Genomic DNA, 24,893 nt, shown 5'->3' with positions numbered 1-24,893 from the left:
CGAGAAGCGGGAGTCGCCGCCTGAGCAAGAAGCGTGATCCGATCGCAGATCCGTAGATCTGCAGAGGGTCGCGCGACGCAGCGCAGGCGGATGCATCGCGCTTCGCAGCCGCAGCCTCCCTGTGCAGAGGTTCCCTAGCCTTTGATTTCCATCAGCTCGGCCGCATTCTCGAACAGGATTCGCCGTTCGAGTCCGCGATCGCCACTGCACGCGTTCCGCACGATCTGCACAGCCGGGGGGCGATTGCCGTAGGGCCAGTCGGAGGCGAAGAGCACGCGTTCTGGACCGAAGGCGTCGATCAACTCGCGCACCCGCTTCACGGATTGGAACGAGGTGTCGACCCATACATTCGAGAAGCGGGAGAGTTGTTTCATCGCCTTCTTGACCTCGAACAGTCCCGCGTGTCCGGCGATGAAGTCGACCGAAGGAAAGTCGCGCACGAGTGCCTCGGCGTAGTCGATGCCGCCGTAGCGCGGTTCTTCGCGCGCCTTGTCGGCACCGAGATAGTAGGAGGAGATGCCGCAGTGAAAGAGCACCGGAAGACGATGAGGAGCGAAGCTCTCCACCGCCGCCCGGGTCTCGGCGCTGGCGAGGGAGATCTTCTGGATGATGGGGTGAATCTTCAGGCCTCGCGCCCCCGCAGCGACATCGGCGGCGAGCTTCGCGGTCGGGTCGTTGAATGAACCCGGCCCGCCATCGCGATCGCCGTAGTCCACGCCCGTAAAGGCGATGATCCGCGGGTCTCGACGCACGGCCGCAGCCAGATCTTCGAAGACGAGATAGGGCGGGACGGGCAGGCAGACCCCGAATGAAATGCCCGCCTGATCCATGGAAGCGGCGAAATTCTCGAGAGTCGCCGTCGCGTTGCGCGCCCGCTCGGCGCGCGTCACAGAGTCGGGAAAGAGGCGATAGGAGAGCCGGGCCAGCGGCAGCGGGTAGTTGTGTAGCCGGGCTTCCGATTGCGCGGTCGGATCGAACACCGGCTCCATCGTCACTCCGAGCTTGTCGATGAGCGCTCCTCCGTTCGGATGAAGGATGTCACCCAGATGCCCATGTGCGTCGATGATCGGTTCCACGGTTCGAATTTATCAGATCGGACCCGGTCCGGTGCGGTCGCTCAGGATCCAGCGAATCATCGCCAGATGCTGGCGTCCGAAAAAGACCTCGTCCTCGATCAGGTAGGCCGGCGCCTGGAACACGCCGGTCGCGTCCAAGGAACTCGCGATGCTCTCCGCCGCTGCGGGACCCTCGGCCTCGGCCCAATCGTCGAACTCCCGGGAGTGCAGACCTTGCGCGCGCAGGACCTCGGCGACTCCCGCGAGATCGATGACATCCATTTCGAGCGCCCAGTAGCGACGAAACAGCTCTTCCAGGAAACTCGGTAGTGATTCGGGAGCCTGCGCGCGAACCCACAACCACGCCAGCGTCGCCGCGTGCGATGGCCCGGTGCGATAGGGTTCGAGTAGAGTCAGTCCCGCGGCCTGCGAATAGATCGCGATCTCTCGGGCGATCATATTTGCGCGGTGGCGTCGGTGCAGGACGCCGCGGTCGTCGTCTGCGCCCGGAGTTGTGGGTTCTCGCAGCGATCGCCCTTCAAAGGGCAGCCAGTCGATGTCGATCTTCATCTCGCGTCCGAAATCGATGGCCGGTCCCAAGGCCAGGTACGCGAGGGGGTGGCGGATGTCGAGGACGATGCAGAGCGGCGACTGCGTGAGTTCGGTCAATGCACTCATCGTTCGAAGCTCCGGTTGGCGACGTCGGGAGCCGGCCCGTGGCGTCCCGCGAGGATCCACGCGATGCGGGGCAGGTGCTCTCGTCCGAACCACATCTCGTCCTCGACGAGGTAGGTCGGGACGCCGTACACGCCCGCATCGAAGGCTTCCCGGTTGATGCGGTCGTGCAGTTCGCGTCCGGTTCCGCCCGCCCAGTCGCGAAACCCCTGCGTCTCGAGCTCCGCTTCGGCGAGGCTCTGTTCCAGGATCCCGAGGTCGTCGATGTCGAGTTCGCGGCGCCAGAAAGGCGGGTACGCGACGTCGATGAAGCGATCGAAGCCGTTTTGCTGCCCGGCCCAGAGCATCGCGATTCCGGCCAGACTCGAGTCCCAGATCTTGATCGTTCCGCGCACGGTCTTGCCCGTCAGCGTCGCATAGCGTCGTACGTCGTAGTACGAATAACGTACACCGCTCCATTGCTGTGGCGTGCGACTCTCGCTCTGGACCTTCTTGCGGTCTTTCGCGAGCTTGGCCGAGCCCATATAGCTGGGCAGGTCGAGTGTGAAAGGGCGCCAATCGATTCGGACTTCGAGCGATTCGGCCATCGCGCGGGTGGGGCCGATCGCGATGTAGGCGTAGGGGCTTTTCAGATCGATGTAGACGGCGAGGCGCGCATCGCCTCGAAGCTCTGCGAACTCGGGTGGGAACTCGCCGTTGGGAGAGGTCGGAGTCATGGTCGACAACGATGCAATAGCTGGAGCCGATGGGCGAGGGGGAGGCGGTGACCGCTCAGTTCTTCGCAGATCTCCGACCCACGAGTCCCCCGATTGAGCGCACGAGCCAGCGCGGGTAGAACTGGACGGCGCTCGCCAGCATCCGATTCGGAAGTCCGGGGACGATCACGGCCCGACCGGCCATGCAGGCCGCGAAGCCATCGCGGGCGACGTCGCCAACCCTGGAGATGAACAGGCCTGGAATGCTGCGGGTCACCTCGTGCTCTTCCAGCGCCCGGTCGTACATATCCGTCTTCGTGACGCCTGGACAGAGCGCCGTTACCGTGACTCCGCTGTTCTTCAGTTCTTCGGACAGTGACTCGGAAAGAGACAGAACGAACGCCTTGCTGGCCGCGTAGAGGGCCATCGAAGGCACGGGCTGGAAAGAGGAGGTTGAAGCGAGGTTCAGGATCCGGCCGTGCCCCCGCTCGAGCATGGCGGGCAGGAGTCGGCGCGTGAGTGAGGTGAGCACGACGATATTCAGTTGCAATAGGCGTTCATCTCGCTCGACCTCGATGTCGGCGAAGCCGCCCATGTCCATCAAGCCGGCGTTGTTGACCAGCACTTCGACCTCGAGTCCGTCGTCTTCCAGTCGCTGGACCAGCTTCTCCGGGGCGTCCGGCCCCAGCAGATCCATCGGAATCACGTGGACATCGACACCGTGCTTCTGGCGGCAGCGATCGGCGAGTTCTTCGAGTTCTGCGGCGCGACGCGCGACGATGATCAAGTCAAAGCCGTGTTCTGCGAACACCAGGGCCAGCTCCCGACCGATGCCAGCAGACGCGCCCGTGATGAGAGCCGTCTCTCCCCTCCGATTCATGGCTACACCTCGTTGAGTGAATGCATCACCACGATACCGCGAGCAGGGGGTCGCGTGCCGACCTCTGATCTCGGCCCCCCAGGGCCGAGCGGCAATGCTACCGTGGGGCACGAGGAGGGATTAATGGCCGGTCAACACGATGGTCCCGCATCTGGCGCATTCGAGCCCGTGTTATTCGGAGGCAATACCAGCTTTGCGGGCCTGGCCAAAGCCGACGTCTCGCCGGTGCTGCGTTCCGTGCCGGCCTACGCTCCTACCGGGTCCTGCACGGCCTGGGGAATTCCCTTCCAGATTCGCCGCCCACTTCTGGTCCAGAGCGGAGCGGCGAACATCGATCTCGCGGGTACCCGCGCCGGCTGGCTCGTGTTCTTGCACACGACCGACGTGGTGCCACGCGTGCCGAATCAGGACGGGTTTACGCTCCCGTACCGCGGCGACGGTGCACTGGCCGAACATGTTGCGGACTACGTATTCCGCTATGCAGATGGCAGCGAGGTGCGTCAGGAGATCCGGCGTCGCCACCAGATCGGAACCGTGCAACGGATCTGGGGCGAGAACTGTTTCGAAGCCGTGGCCATGAGCAAGCCTCGGCCCATACGTCCGTTTCACGAGCAGCGACTACCGGCGCCCCCCGCACCCCAGTCCTGGGGATTGAGTCAAGCACGCGCATTGGCCGGCGACACCGCGCCGTTCGGGAACTGGCTCTGGGCCTGGGAGAATCCCCATCCCCGCCGGGCTCTGGCCGGTGTGACGATCGAGCACCGGGCGGGAACGCTGCTTGTCTGCGCACTCTCGGGTGGTCGCGCCTCCGCACATCCGCTGCGCTGGCAGACACGCAAGAAGGCACAGCTCCGCCTCGGACCGAACGAAGATTTCGATTTCGACGTGGATGAAAGCGGGTTGTTGAAACACGTCCGGCTCGACATGGGGCAGGTGATCTCTGCGCAACCGCACTTCGACTATCCCGATGCCGAATGGACCAGAACCCGCAACAACCAGGCGCCACGCATCGACAATCGCACGGTCACGCTGGAGTACAGCGCACATCCCGATGCCCGCTTCCACCTGTCCAATGGCCGGTCCGTGCCGGTTGCAAAGCTCGAGTCGGGGAAAGGAACGAAGGATCTCCGGCCGATTGCAGCGGCGACGCAACGCGTGAAGCTGCGCGTCGTCGACGCCGAGAGCGGACTCGCGGTGCCGGTGAAACTCCATGCCCACGGCGACCACGGCGAGTACCTGGCTCCGACGGATCGCCATCGCATTCCGAATTCGGCCTGGTTCGAAGACTACAGCCCGGACTATGTCGCGGTAGATTTTCAATCCGGGTCCTATCACCTGACGACCTATATCCAGGGCGAGACGCTGATCGATCTGCCGCTGGGGCGTGTGTACCTCGAAGTGAGCAAGGGCTTTGAAACGAAGCCGGTGCGCAAAGCGATCGACGTGAAAGCATCGACTCGCACCGTGACGATCCGCTTGAAGAAGGTATTGCCCTGGCGGGAGCGCGGCTGGGTGACGGCGGACACGCACGTGCACTTCCTGTCTCCGGCTACGGCCCAGCTCGAAGGAGCGGCCGAGGGTGTGAACGTGATCAACCTGTTGGCGAGCCAATGGGGCGAGTTGATGACCAATGTCGGCGACTTCGACGGCAAGACCACCTACGGGTCGCGAGAGGCCGGCGGCGATGGCGAGTGGTTGGTGCGCGTCGGTACCGAGAACCGACAGCACGTGCTCGGGCACATCTCGTTGCTCGGTTACAACGGCGACATCATTACGCCCATGTGTTCGGGTGGTCCCGATGAGGCGGCGATCGGAGATCCGGTCGGCGTGTTGATGACGGAGTGGGCGCGCCAATGCAGGTCCCAGGACGGAATCGTCGTCTTTCCCCACTTTCCCCAGCCACGGGCGGAGAACGCAGCCACACTGGTTCACGGGGATGTCGACGCGGTCGAGATGTGTTCGTGGGGAGATCTGTATCGGGGAATCGATCCCTATTCTCTTTCGGACTGGTATCGCTATCTGAACTGCGGCTACCTCTATCCCGCGGTCGGCGGCACCGACAAGATGGCGGCATCGACCGCGGTCGGAACGATCCGAACCTATGCGAAGCTCCCCGAGGGCGTCGAGTTCAGCTATGACGCGTGGAAGGATGCGATTCGCGCCGGGAACACCTTCGTGTCCTATGGGCCGCTTGTCGAATTCTCTGTTGAAGGCCGTCCGGCGGGGTCTCGGATCGAGATGGCGGCCGGGGGCGGCCGCGTCAGCGTGGACTACGAACTGGCGAGCGTCACGCTGCCGATGACTCGGGTCGATCTGATCGTGAACGGCGAGATCCGCGAGAGTCGCACGACTTCCCGCTTTGCCGCGCGCGGCAGCATATCCGTCGATGTCGAGAGTAGCTCGTGGGTCGCATTACTCGTGCGCGGAAAGTACGCCGACAAGCCGGAGATGATTGCAGCGCACTCGTCACCGGTCATGGTCCACGTGGAGGGAACCCGGGTCTTCTCGAAAGTCGACGCCATCACCATCCTGGACCAGATCGAGGGCGCATTGGCTTACCTCGACACGGTCGGCACCCGCGCCGAGGCCGCGGCGTCAAAACGTATGCGACTGGTGCTCACCAGCGCCCATCGCAAGCTCCACAACGAGATGCACCAGAAGGGGCACGATCACGTTCACGCAGCCCCTCATCACCATCCGGAACACAGCTGAGCGGCCAGCCGCCGGCCATCACATCCGAAACGACCGGACGCCATCGAACCTGAGCGTCCAATCAGTTTGGGAGCTGCCCAATGTCGAATACGCAGGACGCCGTCATCATCGGTGCGGGCGTCATCGGCTGTTCGATCGCCTATCGTCTGGGTCGAAAAGGAATCCGCTCCCGGATCATCGAGCGCGAGTCAGTCGGCTGTGATGAAATCCGTGCCACGTATTTCGGTGGGATGGGGATATGCCTGAGTCCGGGTACGGGGCAGATCATGGCAGGCCTCATCTCCACGGGTGAGGTGCCATTCCGCGCGAAGCAACTCATGAAGCTCTTGGGTCCCGCGCAGGTGTAGTCAGACGGGTTTTTCATGGGAAGGTTCAGTCCCCGTCCTCCATGGCGCACGAGGCATCGTCTTCGCATTCTTCCTTTGGAGGATCGGGAAACCCGTCTGCGGTTGCGGGTGCCAGAGTTCCACCGCGGGACAGAAAGAGCCGCTCTTGTCTGGGTTGAGTCACGATGAGGATGTATTCAATCTCCTCTCTGCTTTCGCCCTTCAGACTGTTGAATATCAAGCGGTAGATTTCGGCAGCCTGCTTTCCCTTGTGCGCGCCAGACTCGCGCTCGTACACTACGGGCAGCGTCGCTACGGGCAAATCGGGAATGTGTTTTCTGTCCTGTAGAGAGACCAAGATCCGGGCCTTGTCTGGACGATCCTTGTCTCGCAGCGCTCCTTGCTTCCAGATGCAGTTGAAGACTCGGCAGGGTTCTGGCCGCTCTTCGTAAGAACCACAGCCACTTCCCATGACTGCATGGGGGCACCATGTATTGGCGGGCTTGGGTGGATCGAAGTTCCCGATTTTCAGCAGCTTGCAGCAGAGCATGCAAGGACCGCACTCCCGCTCTTCTGCTTTTGGAGAGTTGTTCTCTGTGGGAGCGTCGAGTTCGTCGAGTTCTTCAGTCTGGTCGATCATTCATTCCCCATATTTGTTTCCGCTACAGGCGGTGAAAAATCCATTCGAGTGCACCGTACTGACGGCCTCCGCCTTCCTTCATGCGCTCCCAACGCATACCGCAATCGAGCAGCAGGATCCCGGCGGCGATGGGTGCGGCAAAGGGGCCTACGCCGAGGGGGTCGCCGAATATGACCTGGGGCACGATCAGCCCCAGGCAGATCACACCCAGGATGTACTCGCAGCGCATCGAGACTTGTGTTGAAGTGAGGGCGTCGAATTCGAAGCTTTCCTGCAGGCCGCACTTGATGTTCGATGGAAGGAGACCTAGCAGCGGGTAGAAGGGGAGTCCGATGGCGAACACACCGAGGCGGGCCCACGCCGACTGACGCTCGCTATTGCGGTTTGCAACGAATGCCTCGTCGTAGACCAGAGTGTTGCTCGGACGATCGTGCAGATCGTCGGGCCAGCGGATGAGCCGATAGCGATAGCCACGCCCTGCGGCCGGATCGGGTCTGCCGCGATCCGGCTCGAAGGCCTCTGCCACGAAGTAGCGTGTGCCGTCGATGAGGACGGCACTCTTTCGAAAGCGGCTTGCCGTCCACTCCCGCAGCGGTACCCGCGCGATCACGAGCAGGTCGTCCCCGACCGGCTTGATCCAGTCTTCGCCCACCGCCCTGCCTTGCTTCGGGAGAGTCAAGAGTCCCGGCCTCCGGCGCGAGCTGCCCAGATTGGCACAAGCGCGTAGGTATTGCTATCGGCAGACGGGATGTCGAACTGGTCAGCATATGTCGTCAGATGTCCGCGCCCGGTGCGACGGGTTCGGCCGGGGCCCAGGGCGGCTGTCCTGCTGGCAACGCTTCTGGCGTGCGGTGCGCCCGATCCTTCGCCTGCGCCGGATCTCGTCCTGACGGGGGGGCGCATCATTACTCTGGATCCCGACAAACCCGACGCGAATGCGATCTGGCTCTCGGGAGGCGCGATTCGCGCGGTGGGGAGCTCCGAAGAGATCGCTGCGCTTGCTCCCACGGATGCAAAGCGGATCGACCTGCAGGGGCAGACCGTCGTACCGGGTTTCAATGACAATCACGTCCATGCCTTTGGAGCCGGGCGATTGTTCCAGCAACCCGTACTGCATCGCAAGAGCTGTGAAGAGATCGAAGCCATCATCGCGGCCGAAGTCCCCAAACACGCTCCCGGTGAATTGATCGAAGGCGCACATTGGGACTATCCGGGCTGCCCCCATCCCCACCGTGAAATGCTCGATCGGGCTGCTCCTGACAATCCTGTTTCCCTTCTTCAGTTCTCCGCTCACGCCTCCTGGGTCAACTCGCGAAGACTCGAAGAAATGGGGATCGATCGCTCCACGGTGGATCCTCAAGGGGGGCAGATCGTACGAGATGCTCGGGGCGAACCCACAGGAGTCCTTCGCGACACCGCGATGCAATCCGGCGGCGACGGTCTTCTTCTCGAAGTCCTGAGTCCGGCCGCGCATCGCCACAACCTCGATGTGGCACTCGACTTGTTTCGACGCTCGGGAATTACGTCCGTCCAGGACAATACCTGGCAACCCATCACGGTCTGGCATCTTGCACGGTACCGAGATCGCGGCGATCTCACCGCGCGCTTCAGCCACTGGCCCATGGGGGGGAACTCGCTCGTACGACATCTCATGGATCTTGTTTCCTATGACGGCGAGTGGCTGAGTCTCGGTCCGGCCAAGCACTTTTCCGATGGAGCCTTTTCGACTCGCACGGCCTGGCTGCTGGGCGAAGGTTATGAGGAAGAACCATCCAATCGAGGTGCTCCACGCCACAGCCAGGAAGAGATGAACTCCATTGTCGAGGATGCCGCAGCAGACTCACGCCAGATTGCCATTCACGCGATCGGCGACGCTGCGGTCCAACAGATTCTCGACGCCGTCGAGCACGTTCGTAACGACTATCCCCAGGTCGATCGCTTGCGAATCCGGCTCGAACACGTGCAACTCGTCGCCGAAGAAGATGTTGAGCGAATGCGCGAGTTTGGTCTGGTCGCCAACTTACATCCGTTTGCCCTGGCCACCCCGAACAAGGACATCGCCCTGTTGGGAAAGGAGCGCGCTCTACGAGCCTACCCCTACAAGACCCTTCTGGATTCGGGCGTGCCGATCTCGTGCGGCTCCGATGTGCCCGCCGAGGTGGACTACTCGCCTCTACTCGGGATGTACTACCTCGTCACCCGCATGAACATCGAGGGAACGGAAGGGCCCCACAACTCGGTAGAGCGCTTCACGCCACTCGAGGCTCTGCGCTGCTACACCCTGGGTTCGGCCTATGCGGAATTCAAAGAAGACGTCAAAGGCTCGATCACTCCCGGGAAGTGGGCCGACCTGGCCGTTCTTTCCGAAGATCCGACAGCGGTAGAACCGGCCAGGATCAAAGACATCGAAGTTTCGATGACCCTGGTGGCGGGACGCATCGTCTACCCGCGAGAATAGGGCGCGGGTTTCGCAAAACTCGTTCTCTAACTGCGAAGGATCTTCGTGAACGATGTAGCAGGCTCGTTTCGCGGATCGAGGTCGTGCTTCGATTCAGGGAAGAACTTGAACGAGTTCGAGGACCGTGCCGTCCGGATCCTTGAAGCAGACGAAGCGCGTACTCGGTCCATCCTCCCAGACGACTGTGGCCGGTTCGCTCACGATCTCGACTTTTCGCTCGCGCAGTTCGGCGAGATCCGCATCGAGATCCGTGCTCAGGAGGGCTACGCGCGCGATTCCCAGGTGATTGAGCCTGGAGTAGGGGGCCTCGGGATCGCTTGGGCTCTTCCATTGCAGGAGGTCGATCACGAAGGGGGGATTGGAGTCTCGTAGGCGCATGAGGCCCCCGCGAAGTTCGTACGCCGAGAACCCGACGGCCGCCGTTACTTCCGGAGGGCTGTATTCCGGGACCTCGAGAAAGAGTTCGAAGCCGAGCTTTTCGTAGAACTCACGCGATACATCGAAGTCGCTGCAATTGATGTTCACGTGAATCAATCCCTTGATATTCACCTTCGACTCCTCTTGCTGCGTCCATACCCGCTGTCCTGCATGGGTCGATGAATCTCCGCACCTTCGCAGGGCTGTATTCGCCGCGGAATTTCAACCCCGCTCTTCGGTAAACAGGGCTTCGGGATGGGTGTTGAATGCTTCGAGCAGGAATCGCTCCTGGGGTTTTTCGGAGGCCGTCTTCGGGATCTCGTCGATCAACTGCAGATAGGTGGGAACGAAATTGGACTCGAGACCGGCACGACAAGCCTCAAAGACCGAAGACGGTGAGAACTTTGCACCTTCTTCGAGGACGATGGCGGCGACAACGTCCTTCTCTCCCGGTGCGCCCGAGGCCGCCACGACTCCATAGACGAAGACGTCACTGACCTGGGGGTGTTCGGCGATCACCTTCTCGACAAAGCCGGGATTGACGAAGTCGCCGTTGTGACGCAGTCCACCGCCCTTGCGATAGTCGAAGAAATGCCAGCCGTCTGCGTCGCGGTGTCCCATATCGCCACTTCGAAGCCAGCCGCCACGTGTCTTTTCTGCCGAGGCCTTGGGGTTGTCGTAGTACTCGACTTCGGCCTTTTCGTTGCTGTCCACAGGGCGCGAGCAGATCTCGCCCGTCACGCCGGGCGGACACTCGACGTCGTTTTCGTCGAGGATTTTCAAATCGAGATTGGGGCCGGGCATTCCGAACGAGCCGACCGGACCCTGGCCGATGGGTTTGAAACAGAAGCCCCCCTCGACGGCACCGTACCACTCGTAGATTTCGAGTCCGAAGCGCTTTTCGAAAGCCGCCCAGATCGCCCTGGGCATACCCGCGCTGACCAGCAAGCGCACGGGGTTGTCTGCGTCATCCGGACGCTCTGGCTCACTGTAGATTGCAGTCGCGATGCCACCCAGTTGGGAAAACGCAGTCGCGCCGTGCGCGCGGCACACATCGAAGAGCTTCGATTTGGTGAAGCGCCGGCTGAATACCGCGCGCAGTCCCATGCCTAGCGAAGGGGCGAGGGTCACGGCTTGTGCGTTTCCGTGGGTCAACGAAAGTCCGGTGTAAGGTCGCTCGTCCGGCTGGTAACCGAAAATCGTTCCCAACATCGACGATCCACCGAAGCGGACATTTGGAAAGACGAGACCCTTCGGATCACCGGTCGTTCCCGAGGTGTAGATGATCTGCAGTGGATCATTTGCGCCCTCGAGACGCGGTTCCAGCCCGTCGGTGGGCCTGGCGAGCGCTTCGCGCATCGAATCGACGGCGTCTTCACTCTCGAGTGGTATCGCGTCCTGTCCCTCACCTGTCTCCAGACCTAGCACCCAATGGATATCGGGTACCTCTTTGCGCGCGCGCGCGACTTCTGCAAGGCAGTAGTCGGCACAGACCACACCCCGACAGCCCGCGTTCTGCAGCATATAGGCCAGTTTTTCGCCGCGGGTGCGCGGATCGATGGGCACGAATACGCAACCCGAGATCGACGCCGCGATCATGGTCTCTACATACTCGGGATGGTTGCGCATCATCAGACCGAAGCGATCGCCACGCTCCATTCCGTAAGCGATGAGCGCAGCGGCGATTCGGTTGCCGTTGCGATGGAGGTCGGCGTAGGTCCGGATCTCGTCCGGTGTCGCCCCGCCGTCGAGGCTCAGATGTTCGAAGGTCAGTACGTCGAAATCCGGTTTCTGCTCCGCCCGAGCTTCGATCATGTCCGCCAGAATCCAATCCATGCGCTCGCGCATCGCTACTCTCCTGAGGCGGACGAAGAGCTGCGATCAAACCGCCTCTCTGTCCGCAGTTCGTCGTCGGACTAAGCTTTGAGAATCGTCACACACATCGCGGCTGCGTCGGGACCGATTGTGCCTCCGCCGTTGTGGGCCAGTGCGGTCTTCGCTCCCTCTACTTGCCGCTTGCCGGAGCATCCCTGCAACTGCTCGGTCAGTTCCACGATCTGCGCAATGCCGGTGGCGCCCACGGGATGTCCCTTGCGCAGAAGACCGCCGCTGGTATTGACCGGGCAGCGTCCTCCCAGTCGAGTCACGCCCTCCTCGACCAGCTTTCCGCCCTCGCCCTTGGCGCACAGTGAAAGTGACTCGTAGGCGAACAGTTCCGAAGGCGCCGAGGCATCGTGAAGCTCGATCACGTCGAGGTCCTCGGGTCCGATACCCGCCTCTTCATAGGCCTCGGCCGAGCAGACATCGCCGGTTCCCGGCGCGGCGGGATCGTGGTCCCAGCCCGAGCGAAGCACACTGGAAACGACTCGCACTGGGCGACTCAGGCCGAGTTCGCGCGCCTTGCGCTCGCTCATCACGACCGTGGCTGCTGCCCCATCGCCGATCGGCGAGCACATGGAACGCGTCAATGGCTCCGCGATCATGGGTTGTGCGAGTACCTCTTCGACTGTGAGCGCGTCGCGAAATTGCGCGCGTGCATTCAGGCTGCCGTGGAATGAGTTCTTGGCCGACACGCCCGCATACTGCTCCACCGTCGTGCCGTACGCATTCATATGAGCACGGGCCACCTGAGCGTAGATGTCCATGAACATCGAGCGGTTCTTGCCCGAGCCCGAAGACGAGGACTTCGCACCCGAGGACTTCGCGCTCTCCTGCAGCTGCTCCATGATGCTCGACATCGACTCAACGTCGACCGCCCCGCTGAAGGCGCCGAAGGAGACCTTCTTGTCTTCGTGGTAGAGCTTCTCGACGCCGAGAGCGAGCACGATGTCGTAGTAGCCCGCCGAGACCATGGCACAGGCCTGGTTGAAGGCCGTCGAGGAACTGGCACAGGCGTTCTCGACATTGATCACCGGCAGACGTCCCAGGCCGATCGAGCGCAGGATCACCTGACCTCGAATACACTCCTGGCCCGTCACCACGCCAGCTGCTGCGTTGCCGACGTATGCGGCTTCGAGCGCATTCCCCTCTATTCCGGCATCGGCCAACGCGGCCTGAACTGCTTCGGCGCCGAGGGATTTGAGTCCTCGATCCATGTGCTTTCCGAATACCGTCATGCCGACACCGGCGACGACTGCGTTGAGACGCATTTCGCTTCTCTCCTTGGTCTTGCGGCCCTTCTTACGGGCCGAATTTCGGTTTTCGTTCCGACCGAGACGTCGAGTTCAGAGCAGTCCGTTGCCTTTGAGGTCCAGGGCCCTTTGCAGGTACTCGAGTTCCGCCTCTCGCCAGGGTAGTGGGGCCGGAGTCTGGAACATCTCGTCGCGCGTGAGCTGGTCGACTACCTCTTGCGAGCGCGGGTAGGCGTTGCCGTAGCCGTTGAGGTGGAAGAGGTTTTCGAAAGGCAGGCGGGGACGCTGGCCGCCGGCTTCGGGGCTCTCGGCCGGGTAGCCCACCGTCTGGATCAGCAGGATCCTGCAACTCTCCGGCATACCCAGGTTCTTGCGAATCTCTTCACCGTGTGGTGTTCCCAGACAGCAGGTTCCGAGCCCGAGTTCGAAGGCCATCAACGTGGCCTGGGCGATACCCTGACCGCAGTCGACCTCTCCCAGGCCCGGTGCCTTGGTCGAATCGCGGATGGCTTCGAAGATTGGAAACAACTGCTCTTCCATCGCCTTCTCTTTGCCCTCGCCGAAGCCGAGCGCTCCGGCTTTGCAGAGTTCCCGGAGACGGTCCGACTGCACATCCACCGCCGCGGTTTCGAGAAACCAGACGATCGATACGGGTGCCAGGTGGATCTGGTAGCCGGCGATCGGGGAGGTGAGAGCTTCGGCCACTTCCTTGGGCGCCTCATCGCGAAAGACCGCGATCCCGCGCAGGCTCTGCACGTTTCCCCAATGCGATGCGATCCTGGAGGCTTCGAACATCATCTGGACCTTCTCGGGCTCGACGGGCTTGTGGGGATTCAGAAACCGAATCGAGCGCCTTCGTCCCATGACTTCTCTGAGTTCCAATCTTCTCTCCTTTTTCCAAGGTTCTGAATCGCGATGAATCGGCCCAACTCGAGCCGAAGAAGTCAGAACAAAATCTTCGCGATCTCCGCCTGGTAGTACATCATCTTCACGGGATCGACGCCGTAGGCCGGGGGAATGATGACCAGCGAGTCGGCGATCCCCCAGGCCTTCTCGATGCGATCGCGAATCGAATCGGGCTTTCCGCATAACACAAAAGTGCGAACCATCTCATCGGAAACCAGATCGGGATGTGTGAAGACGTTGCGCTGACGCGCGGCCTCTTGCGCCCGGCGGGCTTCGTCCCGAAAACCGTGTGCGGCGAAGAACGATTCGTATTGCTCGAACGAAGCGTAGAAGCTCACGGTCGTGCGCGCGTCCTCGATGGCTTCAGCTTCATCCGGATTCGGTGCGCACCAGAACCAGAGGTTGAGTTCGACATCCTCCCGTTTGCGTCCGCCACGCGCGAGTCCCTTGGCGAGCTCAGGCTGAATCTTCTCGATGGCCCAATCGACCGACCAGATCGGGTGGCCCATGATTCCGTCGCCGACTTCCGCCGCGAGCCGCACTGCCGGGCCGCGCAGGGCGGCCAGCCAGATCGGGATCTGCTCACGAACCGGAGGTTGTTGGGGTTGCAAGGTCGAGAAGTCGCCCTTGTAATACTCGCCTTCGAACGGCGCGAGTCCCTCTTCCTTGTGTGAGCCAGCGACGATGTGTCGCACAGCGGCCACGGTTTCGCGCAGGTGTGCGAGCGGTCTGTGTTCCGGTGCGCCGAAAAGGGCGCAGGTCCAGGCTTGAACGCTTGCTCCCAATCCGAGGATGAATCGGCCTCCGCTGATGCGGTCCATGTCGATGGCGGCCATCGCGGTCTCGAAGGGGCTGCGAGTCGCCGCAATCGCAATCCCGCTGGCGACCTTGAGCCGCTCGGTGTGAGCGGCCGCCACAGCCAGGGTCGAGAACGGAGGCCCGAGGACCTGCGGAGCAAATACGCCCTCGAATCCCTCCGCCTCCGCCTTTTGCGCAAACATCGCAATCACCTGCGCGGGCAGAGGCGCCACGATCCCCCAGTAGCGTCTGTCTTGCCTCTGGTTCGAAGTCATGCCTTGTCCTTCCTGTTTTCCAATATCGCGTTGATCGGGAAGCCTTCAGGCCTGCATCCCGTCGATGAGTGTCTTGACCAGGTTCGTCATGGAACGCACGTGCTCACCGGGATTCAGTGCAACCTCGCCGACGTCCCCTACGCGACCGTCTACGATCAAGGACGCGAGTCCGTGGACCAGAGACCAGGCCATCAATGCGAAATGATCGACAGCGACTCTCTCGTCGCTTTGTCCGGTGCCCTCGAGTACCTGCGCAACACCTTCGCGAAACAGGCCATTGGCAGCATCCTGAGCCTCTCGCAGAGCGGCGTGCTTGTTGATGTCGGGAACATCGCGCCCGAACATCACTCGAAACTGGGCGGGGTTTTCGGCGGCAAACTCTACGTAGGCGATCGCCGTAGCCTCGAAGCGCTTCGCAATGGAGTCGGGTGCACTCGCCATCTGCTCGAGCATCCGCTCGGTCAGGCTGCGAAACCCCTGCTCGGCAACGGCCGCCAGTAGTTCCTCTTTGTCTGCGAAGTGCCTGTATGCAGCTGAATGGGAAACTCCGGCTCGCCGGGCAATCTCGCGCCAGCTCAAACCCCGCGCTCCCGAGACCTCGACCAACTCCAAAGCGGCATCGATGAGGCCGCGCCGAAGTCCCCCTTCGTGTGCGGGCGTCTCGCCGGAAGCCCCTCCTGCTTTTTGGGAAGAAGCATTGCGACAAGAAGCCTTCCGAGAGGATCGTCTGGCTTTCGTGCGACCTGCTGTGGCCATGTGCGCAGCATCTTCGATTCAGTTGACAATGTCAACACACCGTGACATTTTGCAAGACCGGTACAATCCCCGTAGTTCGACAGGAATAACGAGAGAAGCTCTGGCGATATGCAAACTCTTGAACAACTCAAGAATCGTACCCCGCACGACATCATGCTCGAGGGAAACAACGCCTCCTACTTCGTAGCGGGCCACTTCCCGAAAACGGAACTCGAGAAGATCCTGCCAAAGGCAATGTCCATTCCCTCCGACGAGGTCATGGCCGACAAGTATCCGACCTTGAAAGCAGTCGAGGGTCAGCATCCGTTTCTGCTGATGTTCAGCAACTGCAATAACGTTCACGATGTCATGACCGAGATTGAGCTGCGCCCCTATCGGGAGTTGATGTTCTTCATTCCCGTCACCTACACACACGAGAACGAAGAGCGTCTGTGTTCGTACGTGCCAGTGCTCTACCTCGAGTACCTCATCGGCGTAATTGGTGGGCTGTACCTGGGCCTGCGCAAGGAATTCCATCCAGGAATGAAGGATATCGAGACAGACAAGTCGAAGTCCTTCATCATCAAAGACGTCCTCGATGTGAGTTTCGAAAAGACGTCGCTAAATAGCAGCAAGGAACTCGACCCGTTCTTTGCCCAGACGATCGACAATCCTACGGTGACGGTTTCTTATCTGAATCAGACCTACTTCTACACGACGAAGGTCCATCCGACGAAGGTGCTCGATACAACCCCCGTATTCGAGTGGCGCTACAAAGGCTCTGTGATCAAGAACAACGCAGACACGTTCGCCAACTATTCCGAGTACCACTTCACGACTTCGCAGGCCATGCGTTTCAAGGCCTACTTTCATCCGACCTACACCGTAGCCGAGTAGCGTCGATCTGAGCCTGGAACCTCTTTCGCGGAGACTTCCTACAGACTGACCGGCAGTCTTGATACTCCCCACCAGGGTCATATCGCTGGTGCCGGTGCGGTGCCCGGTAGAGCAATTGGTTCCCGGCCCATTCGGTTGTTATCTGTCGGCTGCTTCTAGCCGAAACCGGGAAGGCGACTCGCCGACGAAGCGTTTGAACGCAGCCGAGAATGAGAAAGCGCTCGCGTAACCGACCTGATCCGCGATCACTTCGATCGAATGCCGACTCTCCAGCAGGAGGCGACAGGCTTCGTCCATGCGCAGTCGTTCTACCAGACGGGCGGGAGAGGTTTCGTGGTGGCGCTTGACCATGCGGTAGAGGCTCGTGCGAGAGACCCCAACTGCGGCCGCCAGGTCTTCTGCGTCCCAGGGTCCGCGCGGTCGGTCGGCGACACGGTTCCAGAGACTCGCAAGGGCGACCGCGTCGTCGTCGCGTTCCTCGTCGGGGTGAATCGTCAGCATTCCCTCGATCTGATGCCGGAGGATGGTCGCGTGGAGTTCGAACGCATCGGCGCGCGCTGAGCTCTGATCGCTGTCCGCATCGGAAGGAGCCACGCGATCCGCGTAGCGCGAGAAGAGGTACTGCCCGGGGCTCTCATCGCTCCCTCTTTGAGATCTCTGCGTATGCGCGGGCATTGCGTTTCCGAGCGGGTGCTCGGCCAGCATCCCTTCCACGGGCGCGACCAGACGGCGCAGCCAGTGGCTGGGAAGGGGGCGCACACCGCGCTCGACGAGGTGCCGCCAGCGATCCCCGTCGACGAGCCGGATCGCCAGGAATTTCCAGCCGGCCGATCGTGTTGCGAAGCGTCGCGGCATTCCGGCGGGGCACACGATGAGATCGCTCTCTTGTGCCAGAAAACGCTGATTGTCGACCTCGACGAAGCCGTTGCCTTTGATCGTTCCGAGCACCAGGTGGGTCGTGCCCGGACCGGCCCAGTCGAAGCCGCGCACGACCTCGCTGATCCCGACGATTCCGATGTCGGCGTTTCGCAGGGTCCGCGCGCGAGCGTCTGCGAGCGGTAGGAACCAGTCCCGACTTCCGGGCGGAACGCGAACTCGTTGGGGATGTGAGGAGGTGGCCACGACCCAAGAATGGCACGAATTCGTATGAGATGGGGATTCTCGCGAATTCTGTTCGGGCGACCTTGGGGATATGATCGACCAGCATGAAAACGAGCTTTGCATGGTCCGGCTAGCCGATATTCCCGAAGTCGAGCGGGTGCACCTGCTCGCCAAGGGCTGTGCCCCGTTCGATTCGCGGCCGTGGGTCGAAGGAACGCCGCTCTCGAAACGCCGGGTCGCGATCGTGACTTCGGCCGGGCTTCACCGTGTCGAGGACCAGGCCTTCTCGATGGTCGACCTCAGCTACCGCGTCATACCGGGGAGCATCCGAGCCGACGACCTCACGATGACTCACTCCTCGGTGCACTTCGATCGTGTCGGGTTCCGTGAAGACGTGAATCTCGTCTTTCCGATCGATCGGCTGCGCGAACTCGAGAGCGAGGGCGTGATCGGTTCGGTCGCCGACTATCATTACTCGTTGATGGGCGCCGGCTGGCTCCCCAAGCAGATCGAGCCCACGATGCGGGAACTCGCCCGTCTGCTGCGAGAGGATGAGGTCGATGCCGTCTGCCTCGTTCCCGTCTGACCGAACTGTACCCGCGCGGTCGGTGCGGCCAGCCACTACCTGGAGTCTGAAGGCGTGCCGACGACCGGCATCAGTCTCGTGCGCGAGCACACACAGCAGATGCAGCTGCCGCGCTTTCTCTGGGTTCCCTTCGAACTCGGCCGACCTTTCGGAGCGCCTGACGAGCCGGACTTCCAGCGCCGTGTCCTGCGCACGGCACTCGAGTTGCTCGAACGAGACGATGGCCCCGTTGTGCTCGCGGATTTCCCCGACGATGCGCCCGAGATTGCGGATGGTGGCGATGAGGGAGCGACCTGGGTCTGCCCGGTTTCGTTCCGTCCGTCCCAGGAAGATCGGCCCGAACTCGTGACCGCAACGCTTGACGAGATGGCGCGGCTCGCTCCCTGGCACGAGATTTATGTCGAGCGGCGCGGATCGGCGGCGCCACCAGCGAGTCGATTGACGCGGGAACAACTCGTGAAACTGCTCGGGTGCCTTGCGCAGGGCGAAACGTCTCCCGAGGTCGAGAGTGACGACCCGCTCCAGGAATGGCTCCGACTCGGCTGCGACGACCTGCGCACGTGGTACATGCAAGCGGCGCAGGGTCAGCCCCGCCGGGGCTCGGCAAAGGCTTTGCGCGACTGGTTCTGGCGCGACACCGCGGCGGCTCGCTTGATCGGCTCGGCTGCGACGACGCTTCTCGAACACCCCGATCGCCTCGTCCAGTTCCTTGCGGGCCGAGCCGTCGTCCCGCGCGAATACTTCCCCGACCTCATGCCCGACGCGGATTCGTCGGACTGGGAAACCGAAGGAGAAACGAAATGACGGCTTCGACTGAACCGACCCTGACCGAGACGATCATCCGAACACCGATCAAAAGCCGTGGCGCCTGGATGGGTTCCGACCTGGCGCGCAGCGATGACTGGCTGGTGCCGCTGACCGACGAGCATCGGGAGGAGTTGCGTGCTTTCGCCGCCCAGGCCAAGGCACAGGGACTCGGCCTGGCGGACATCCGCGAAGACACGTTCGAATTCCGCTCGCTCAAACCCATTACGAAATTCATCGAAAGCGAGATTGAAGACGGGCTCGGACTCGTCGTGTTGCGCGGTCTCGACCTCGAAGGCGTTTCCCCGGAAGATGCAGGCCTGATGTACTTCGCGATTGGCTCGGCGATGGGTCGGCCGATTCGCCAAAACGCGCAGGGCCACCTGCTCGGTCACATCCAGGACACCGGGCGCGACATTGCGAAGGACCCGGGAGTGCGTGGTTACCAGACGCGTATCGCGCTCCCCTTCCACACGGATACATCGACCGATCTACTCTGTCTGCTCTGCTACCGGAAGGCGATGTCCGGTGGAAAGAGCTCGCTCGCCTCGCTTCTGACCATCTACAATCGAATCCTCGAAGAAGCGCCCGAGATCATCGATACACTCTACGAGCGCTTTCACTACGATTGCCGCGAGGAGAAGCACCCGGACGGACTTCCTTACTACAGCCGAGCGGCCGCCAGTGTGAGCGGGGGAAAGCTCTCGTTGCGACATAACTCGGGTTATGCGAAGAGCGCGCGACGGCACGAAGGCTGTCCCCCCATGACGGAAGAACAGATCCGGGTGATGGGTCTCATCGACCGTCTTTCCTACGACGAGCAGATTCGCTTCGACGTCCAGTTGGAGGAGGGCGACATGATCTTCCTCAACAACTACCAGGTGATTCACGCGCGAAACGCGTTTGAGGACTTCGAAGAGCCCGATCGCAAACGACATCTGATGCGCCTCTGGTTGCATCTCCACCGGGGTCGCCCGCTCGCGAAGGACTTCGACAATCGCGGGGGCATCGTGACGACTGCGGACGAACGCAGCGATGGGCTCAGCGCATGAGGTGGATCCGCCGGGCGATCGCCGCTGTGGGGCTTGTGATCGCCGGCGCTGCGGCCTTCGTGCTCTGGATCGCACAGCCGTGGTCGGACTACCGGCCGATGCAGACCTGGACAGAAACGGTGGGCCTCCAGCTCATGGAGAACGACGACCGCGAGGGTCTGGCGGAGATCTTTCGGAACTGGGACACGAGCCTGCCATTCCGGGTGTTGCACGCGGCGCCCCGGCCCCATGAATTCCGTCGCGCGCTCCGATCGCTCGATGTTCACTACGAGTTCGACGGCGAGTCCCGGATGCTTTCGGAGTATCTCGAAAGGGCGCGGGTGCAGGGCATCCTCGCGCTTCACGGGGGTGAGGTGGTATTCGAGAAGTACCTCGGCCCGACGACTTCCGAGAGCCTCTACCATCTCTGGTCCGCGTCGAAGAGCTTTACCGGGACGATCATCGGGATGGCTCTTCACGACGGAACGATCGAGAGCCTCGATGACCCGGTTTCGAAGTACGCTCCGCAATTCGCGGGAACTGCCTACGGTGAAACGTCGATTCGTCACGTGATGATGATGTCATCCGGCGTGGACTTCTTTCATTTCAAGGGATTCCCCGACCGAAACTGGATGTACCTGCGAGTGTTTAGGTTGCGACAGAATCTCGACGACTTCGCTTCGGAACTCGCTCGGCGGGTGCCGGCCGGAACCGATTTCAACTATCTGGCGACCGACACCCATGTGCTCTCCGCCGTTCTTCGCGGGGCGTACGGAAAGCCCTATCGGGAGATCGTCCAGGACAAGCTGTGGAACGGTCTCGGCATCGCTGGCGACGCGCACTGGTCGCAGAACGTTCCAGGTCCTTCAGGTGTGGCTTTCGGACACTGCTGCCTGGCCACGCGCCTGGTCGATTTCGCGCATCTCGGTGAGTTCCACCTCCGCGACGGGGTGTGGGATGGACGCCGACTCGTGCCCGAAGGCTGGATCGAGAGGGTCGGAACGCCGAGTGCACCTTTCCAGGAACCGACTGCAGATTCGTCCGGCTATGCGATGCAGTTCTGGGTTCCGCAGGGCTATGACGGCGAGTTCTACGGCGCCGGCGCCTTCGGCCAGTACCTCTGGATCGACACCCGTCGCAAGGTCGTGGTCGCCCAGTTCGCCGCGCAAGCCCCCGGGGACACTGAAGGTGGCGAACGCAACGCAGCTTTGCGCGCCATCGTCAACGCGGTTCACACCCCCTGAGGAAAGCTCTGGCGTTCGTCCGTGTTATGCGGGCGCCGAGCGCGAACCTCTGTTCAGCTTGATCGTCAGGGTGCACGAAAAATCGGGGAGGTGGGGTTCAAAGAGCATGGCCACCGGTGTGCGGCCATTGAACACCGCTTCGCAGGCTCCTTTGCACCCCTGTACGCACGCCTGATCCTGCGTCTTGCCGTCGCCGGGGGCGGTGTGCATCCAGCAGCGCGGGATCTCCATCCTCATCCCCTCGCCCGGAACCATTTCCATATCGACCGGGCCGACGATTGCACTCACCGGATTCAGATTGTTCATGAGCCAGGATCCGAATCGTCCCTGGAAGATCTTCTCGAACGACTTGCCGAGTCGGCTCGACTTCCGGCCGGGAGCCGAGCCGATGGACTCGGGCGACGGACCGCGTGTGCGGGTCATCTCTTCGATGCTCGGCAAGAAGGCGCTCATCGCATCGCGAATATTCCGCGCCATGATGTCGATGACGAGGTCCTGATATTCCTGGGTCGGGAAATGCTGACGCAGCTCGCCATAGACCCACTCGAGTTCCCGAATGTATGCACCATAGGTCTTGCGCCACTTGTCGCGAGGTGAATCGAAGAAGCGGATCGGCTCTCGCATCGCGATGACCCGCGCGTATTCATCGTCGACCTTACCGGCATCTTCCGAGACCAGGCGAAGAATCGGGACGTAGGTCTTTGGAATGACATCGCCCACTTTCGACATCATCAACTTGATGCAAAAAGCATCGAACCAGGCCTGCGGATTCCACTTCTGCCAGCCAACCCCGAATTCGTCTTTCAATGCGCTCATACGCTTGCCCCTGAGTCGAAAGGTATCTGGGTCGTTTCGAGAGACTATCGCGATTTCGCGATTGTAGCGCGTTGGCGCCGCCCCCATCCGACAATCGGTATGCGCTAATCTCCCGTCATACATTCTGCAAACGAATCATCTCGCATCCATGCTCGGACACTCGTGGAGCTTCGCTTCTTGCGGCCGTCTTATGGCCTGTGAGGATATGGTGAGGATGTGTCGTCGAAGGACCCGACATGAACAGCTTTTCTGCCGACGAGCGCCTCGCGCTCAGGGAATCGATTCACCTCCTGCTCAGCAAGCAGAGTGACGAAAGAGCCGTGCGGGCGACGATGGACACGACGAGCGGATACGACGCGAAACTCTGGCAGGAACTCGCGAAGATGGGGGTCGTCGGGCTGATCGTGGACGAAACCCACGGTGGAGCCGGCGTCGGCCCCATGGAGTTGGAACTGGTCATGGAGGAGGTCGGAGCCGCGTTGCTGTGTTCGCCCTTTCTCGCCAGCGGCGTTCTGGCGGCCGCCCTTTTGGATGCTCTGGCGGATGCTGGGCTCAACGATCGCCTGCTGCCGGGCATCGCCGATGGCAGTTGCATCGCGACGGCTGCGCTGACCGGTAAGAGCGGCCGCTGGACTCCTGACGGGGTCGCGGTTTCAGGGCAGGAGGTAGACGGGGAGTGGCGGCTGAGTGGCTGTGCCAGTTACGTGGTGCACGGGCAGAACGCCGATGTACTTCTGGTTCTGGCCAGCACCGATCGGGGACTCGAGTGTTTCGTCGTCGAGCCGCGCGCGGCCGGTATCGGGATGGCCGCATTGCCCACGTTCGACCACACCTTGCGATTGGCCGAGATCACCTTCGAAGGGGTGAAAGCAGAACTCATCACGGCACAGATTCCCGTCTGGGACGCGGTCAGCCGGGCGATGGACCTCACGCTGGTTGCGCTCGCGGGTGAACAGGCGGGGGCGGCGCAGCACTGCCTGTCGTCGACCGTCGAGTATGCCAAGAATCGTATTCAATTCGGCCGCGCCATCGGCAGCTTTCAGGCGGTCAAGCACATGGCGGCCGATCTCCTGCTAGAGACGGAATCGGCCCTTTCGGCGGCGCGCAACGCGGCGGCCCGACTGGCCGAGGACGCCGAGGCCGCCACTGAAGCGGTGAGTCTGGCCGCATTTGCCTGTGCCGATGCCTTTGTTACCACTGCGGCAACTAGCATCCAGATGCACGGTGGCATCGCCTTCACCTGGGAGCATCCGGCACATCTGTACCTGCGCCGCGCGCGAGCGGATGCTCAGCTGTTCGGTTCATCATCGTTCCATCGGGAACGGTTCATTCAAGCGTTGGGAGCGTGACATGTCCTCAGAGAACCCGATAAGCGATGATGCGCTGCGTGAAGAGGTCCGCGCATGGCTGGCGGAACACTGGTCCCCGGAGCAAGCACAGGCGCTGGAAGGGAAGCAGCTGCTCTGGGGGGCTACGGGTGAACTGAAGAACTGGCTCGGCAAAGTGGTGGAGGCTCGATGGGCCGTGCCGACCTGGCCGGTCGAGTGGTTTGGGCGCGGTTCGAGCGCCGTGCAAGCGAAGATCATCGCCCGCGAGTTTGCCGCGGTTCGAGCACCGGGCGCGGGTCAGGATCGTTCGAGCATGTGGGCCAATACCCTGCTGGCGCGCGGCACCGAAGCTCTCAAGGCCGAACTTCTGGGTCCGATCCTGAAGAGTGAAGTCAATATGTGTCTGCTCTACAGCGAGCCCAATGCGGGCTCGGATCTCGCGGGCATTCGCACCCGGGCGGATCGGAAAGGCGATCATTTCGTCGTCAACGGACAGAAGGTCTGGACCTCCGGCGCGGCCAACGCCGACTACGGCATGTTGATCGCGCGCACCGACTGGGATGTGCCCAAGCACTCGGGCATCAGCTTCTTCTTTCTGCCGATGAAGCAGCCCGGGATCGAAGTGCGCCCCCTGCGACAGATCACCGATGAGAGTCACTTCAACGAGGTCTTCATCACCGATGCCATCGTGCCCGCGGACAATCTTCTCGGAGACGTCAACACCGGTTGGAAGGTATTGCAGACTGCGCTTGCCTACGAACGCTCGATCCTGGGGGATGCGGCCCGCGGTGCGCGCAGTGGAGCCAAGGAATCTCTGAAAGAAGAAGTGCTCATCGCGCTGGCCCGCGAAGCCGGTGTGCTCGAGAACCCCGAACTGCGACAGGACATCGCGCAGGCGATCGCCTACAAGAAACTCAACGCGCTCAACAACGCGCGCGTGAAGGCCGATCTGCAGCAGGGCACGACGTCACCGGCGATGAGCCTGGGCAAGCTTGCGATGTCTCGCATTCTCCACGAAGAAGCGCGCGTGCGTACGGCCATTCTGGGTGCGCAAAGTCTTTTCGAAGGCAGCGACCATCCGCGCGCCGAAGATGCGAACTTCCTGACGTTCAACGCCTACTTCACGTCCATCGGCGGCGGCACCGATCAGATCCAGCGCAACATCATCGGTGAGCGCGTACTCGGGTTGCCAAAAGAGCCGGAAATCGACACCGCGATTCCATTTCGGGACGTGCGCAAGGGCTAGGGAATCTCTGCAGAACCCCATGAATTTGTTAGAACCAAGGGATAGGGGGATGACAGAGCTGAAGAAGCAGGCGTCGTTCGCATCCGAGGCTTGGAGTCGTAAGGGGAAGGTGACGCGTCGAGAGCGTTTCCTTTCGG

24 protein-coding genes are annotated in these 24,893 nt (G+C 61.8%); 10 read left to right on the top strand and 14 right to left on the bottom strand.

Annotation, left to right across the window (positions count from 1 at the left end):
• Positions 1 to 134: 134 nt before the first annotated feature.
• From GY725_19820 to GY725_19805, 4 genes are read right to left on the bottom strand one after another with little or no spacing between them, the layout of a single operon-like run.
• Entirely contained in the window at positions 135 to 1,076 is a 942-nt protein-coding gene (locus GY725_19820) for an amidohydrolase (protein ID MCP4006434.1), read from the bottom strand.
• 12 nt (positions 1,077 to 1,088) lie between these two features.
• The gene (locus GY725_19815) at positions 1,089 to 1,733 is read right to left on the bottom strand and encodes a hypothetical protein (protein ID MCP4006433.1); all 645 of its coding nucleotides are present in this window, start codon (positions 1,731 to 1,733) and stop codon (positions 1,089 to 1,091) included.
• Positions 1,730 to 2,446, bottom strand: coding sequence for a 2-hydroxychromene-2-carboxylate isomerase (locus GY725_19810; GenBank protein MCP4006432.1), 717 nt, complete (start codon positions 2,444 to 2,446; stop codon positions 1,730 to 1,732). Before GY725_19810 ends, GY725_19815 begins: the two co-directional genes overlap by 4 nt.
• 55 nt (positions 2,447 to 2,501) lie before the next feature.
• A complete protein-coding gene (locus tag GY725_19805; GenBank protein MCP4006431.1) occupies positions 2,502 to 3,305 on the bottom strand; it encodes an SDR family oxidoreductase in 804 nt (267 codons plus the stop codon).
• Between the two features lie 123 nt (positions 3,306 to 3,428).
• Between GY725_19805 and GY725_19800 the strand changes: the two genes are divergently transcribed.
• Together GY725_19800 and GY725_19795 are read left to right on the top strand one after the other, a co-directional pair.
• Positions 3,429 to 6,017 (top strand): CehA/McbA family metallohydrolase, encoded by a 2,589-nt coding sequence (locus GY725_19800; protein MCP4006430.1) that lies wholly within the window; start codon positions 3,429 to 3,431, stop codon positions 6,015 to 6,017.
• A gap of 80 nt (positions 6,018 to 6,097) precedes the next feature.
• The gene (locus tag GY725_19795; GenBank protein ID MCP4006429.1) at positions 6,098 to 6,364 is read left to right on the top strand and encodes an NAD(P)-binding protein; all 267 of its coding nucleotides are present in this window, start codon (positions 6,098 to 6,100) and stop codon (positions 6,362 to 6,364) included.
• A gap of 25 nt (positions 6,365 to 6,389) precedes the next feature.
• Here the strand turns inward: GY725_19795 and GY725_19790 are convergent, their stop codons facing one another.
• Both GY725_19790 and GY725_19785 read right to left on the bottom strand, forming a co-directional pair.
• On the bottom strand, positions 6,390 to 6,983 hold the full coding sequence (locus GY725_19790) for a hypothetical protein (protein ID MCP4006428.1): 594 nt from the start codon (positions 6,981 to 6,983) through the stop codon (positions 6,390 to 6,392).
• Positions 6,984 to 7,005: 22 nt separating this feature from the next.
• Positions 7,006 to 7,662 (bottom strand): hypothetical protein, encoded by a 657-nt coding sequence (locus GY725_19785; protein MCP4006427.1) that lies wholly within the window; start codon positions 7,660 to 7,662, stop codon positions 7,006 to 7,008.
• Between the two features lie 69 nt (positions 7,663 to 7,731).
• Between GY725_19785 and GY725_19780 the strand changes: the two genes are divergently transcribed.
• Positions 7,732 to 9,441 (top strand): amidohydrolase, encoded by a 1,710-nt coding sequence (locus tag GY725_19780; protein ID MCP4006426.1) that lies wholly within the window; start codon positions 7,732 to 7,734, stop codon positions 9,439 to 9,441.
• A 93-nt stretch (positions 9,442 to 9,534) separates the two neighbouring features.
• Here GY725_19780 and GY725_19775 read toward each other — a convergent pair whose 3' ends face one another.
• From GY725_19775 to GY725_19750, 6 genes are all read right to left on the bottom strand, one after another.
• Positions 9,535 to 9,990: a VOC family protein gene (locus GY725_19775; GenBank protein ID MCP4006425.1), complete on the bottom strand. Its 456-nt coding sequence runs from the start codon at positions 9,988 to 9,990 to the stop codon at positions 9,535 to 9,537.
• Between the two features lie 90 nt (positions 9,991 to 10,080).
• Positions 10,081 to 11,706 (bottom strand): AMP-binding protein, encoded by a 1,626-nt coding sequence (locus tag GY725_19770; GenBank protein ID MCP4006424.1) that lies wholly within the window; start codon positions 11,704 to 11,706, stop codon positions 10,081 to 10,083.
• 68 nt (positions 11,707 to 11,774) lie between these two features.
• Positions 11,775 to 13,007 (bottom strand): thiolase family protein, encoded by a 1,233-nt coding sequence (locus tag GY725_19765; protein MCP4006423.1) that lies wholly within the window; start codon positions 13,005 to 13,007, stop codon positions 11,775 to 11,777.
• 75 nt (positions 13,008 to 13,082) lie between these two features.
• Positions 13,083 to 13,871, bottom strand: coding sequence for a hypothetical protein (locus GY725_19760; protein ID MCP4006422.1), 789 nt, complete (start codon positions 13,869 to 13,871; stop codon positions 13,083 to 13,085).
• Positions 13,872 to 13,933: 62 nt separating this feature from the next.
• Positions 13,934 to 14,968, bottom strand: coding sequence for an LLM class flavin-dependent oxidoreductase (locus GY725_19755; protein MCP4006421.1), 1,035 nt, complete (start codon positions 14,966 to 14,968; stop codon positions 13,934 to 13,936).
• A gap of 45 nt (positions 14,969 to 15,013) precedes the next feature.
• Positions 15,014 to 15,580 (bottom strand): TetR/AcrR family transcriptional regulator, encoded by a 567-nt coding sequence (locus GY725_19750; protein ID MCP4006420.1) that lies wholly within the window; start codon positions 15,578 to 15,580, stop codon positions 15,014 to 15,016.
• A gap of 252 nt (positions 15,581 to 15,832) precedes the next feature.
• On the opposite strand from GY725_19750, the gene GY725_19745 reads away from it, so the two are divergent.
• On the top strand, positions 15,833 to 16,600 hold the full coding sequence (locus GY725_19745) for a hypothetical protein (GenBank protein MCP4006419.1): 768 nt from the start codon (positions 15,833 to 15,835) through the stop codon (positions 16,598 to 16,600).
• Positions 16,601 to 16,738: 138 nt separating this feature from the next.
• Here the strand turns inward: GY725_19745 and GY725_19740 are convergent, their stop codons facing one another.
• A complete protein-coding gene (locus tag GY725_19740) occupies positions 16,739 to 17,722 on the bottom strand; it encodes a helix-turn-helix transcriptional regulator (GenBank protein ID MCP4006418.1) in 984 nt (327 codons plus the stop codon).
• Positions 17,723 to 17,822: 100 nt separating this feature from the next.
• Between GY725_19740 and GY725_19735 the strand changes: the two genes are divergently transcribed.
• Genes GY725_19735 through GY725_19720 form a run of 4 tightly spaced genes read left to right on the top strand, consistent with a single transcriptional unit; the run spans position 17,823 to position 21,366 of the window.
• Positions 17,823 to 18,287 carry a selenoprotein B glycine/betaine/sarcosine/D-proline reductase gene (locus GY725_19735; GenBank protein ID MCP4006417.1) on the top strand — a complete coding sequence of 155 codons (465 nt, stop codon included), beginning with the start codon at positions 17,823 to 17,825 and terminating at the stop codon, positions 18,285 to 18,287.
• A gap of 54 nt (positions 18,288 to 18,341) precedes the next feature.
• A complete protein-coding gene (locus GY725_19730) occupies positions 18,342 to 19,091 on the top strand; it encodes a hypothetical protein (GenBank protein ID MCP4006416.1) in 750 nt (249 codons plus the stop codon).
• Positions 19,088 to 20,143 (top strand): TauD/TfdA family dioxygenase, encoded by a 1,056-nt coding sequence (locus tag GY725_19725; GenBank protein ID MCP4006415.1) that lies wholly within the window; start codon positions 19,088 to 19,090, stop codon positions 20,141 to 20,143. The genes GY725_19730 and GY725_19725 overlap by 4 nt, the downstream gene beginning before the upstream one ends.
• Positions 20,140 to 21,366, top strand: a complete 1,227-nt coding sequence (locus tag GY725_19720; GenBank protein ID MCP4006414.1) for a beta-lactamase family protein — start codon at positions 20,140 to 20,142, stop codon at positions 21,364 to 21,366. The genes GY725_19725 and GY725_19720 overlap by 4 nt, the downstream gene beginning before the upstream one ends.
• A gap of 24 nt (positions 21,367 to 21,390) precedes the next feature.
• On the opposite strand, the gene GY725_19715 is transcribed toward GY725_19720, so the two are convergent.
• Positions 21,391 to 22,182, bottom strand: a complete 792-nt coding sequence (locus GY725_19715; protein ID MCP4006413.1) for a hypothetical protein — start codon at positions 22,180 to 22,182, stop codon at positions 21,391 to 21,393.
• Positions 22,183 to 22,418: 236 nt separating this feature from the next.
• Here GY725_19715 and GY725_19710 point away from each other — a divergent pair, with 236 nt between their 5' ends.
• Together GY725_19710 and GY725_19705 are read left to right on the top strand one after the other, a co-directional pair.
• A complete protein-coding gene (locus tag GY725_19710) occupies positions 22,419 to 23,531 on the top strand; it encodes an acyl-CoA dehydrogenase (GenBank protein MCP4006412.1) in 1,113 nt (370 codons plus the stop codon).
• A 1-nt stretch (position 23,532) separates the two neighbouring features.
• Entirely contained in the window at positions 23,533 to 24,756 is a 1,224-nt protein-coding gene (locus tag GY725_19705; GenBank protein MCP4006411.1) for an acyl-CoA dehydrogenase, read from the top strand.
• Positions 24,757 to 24,893 lie beyond the last annotated feature (137 nt).

The organism is bacterium (assembly GCA_024226335.1).
Classification (GTDB): Bacteria; Myxococcota_A; UBA9160; order SZUA-336; family SZUA-336; genus JAAELY01.
Note: the sequence above shows the minus strand (reverse complement) of the source record. Positions and strands in the feature narration are given on the sequence as shown.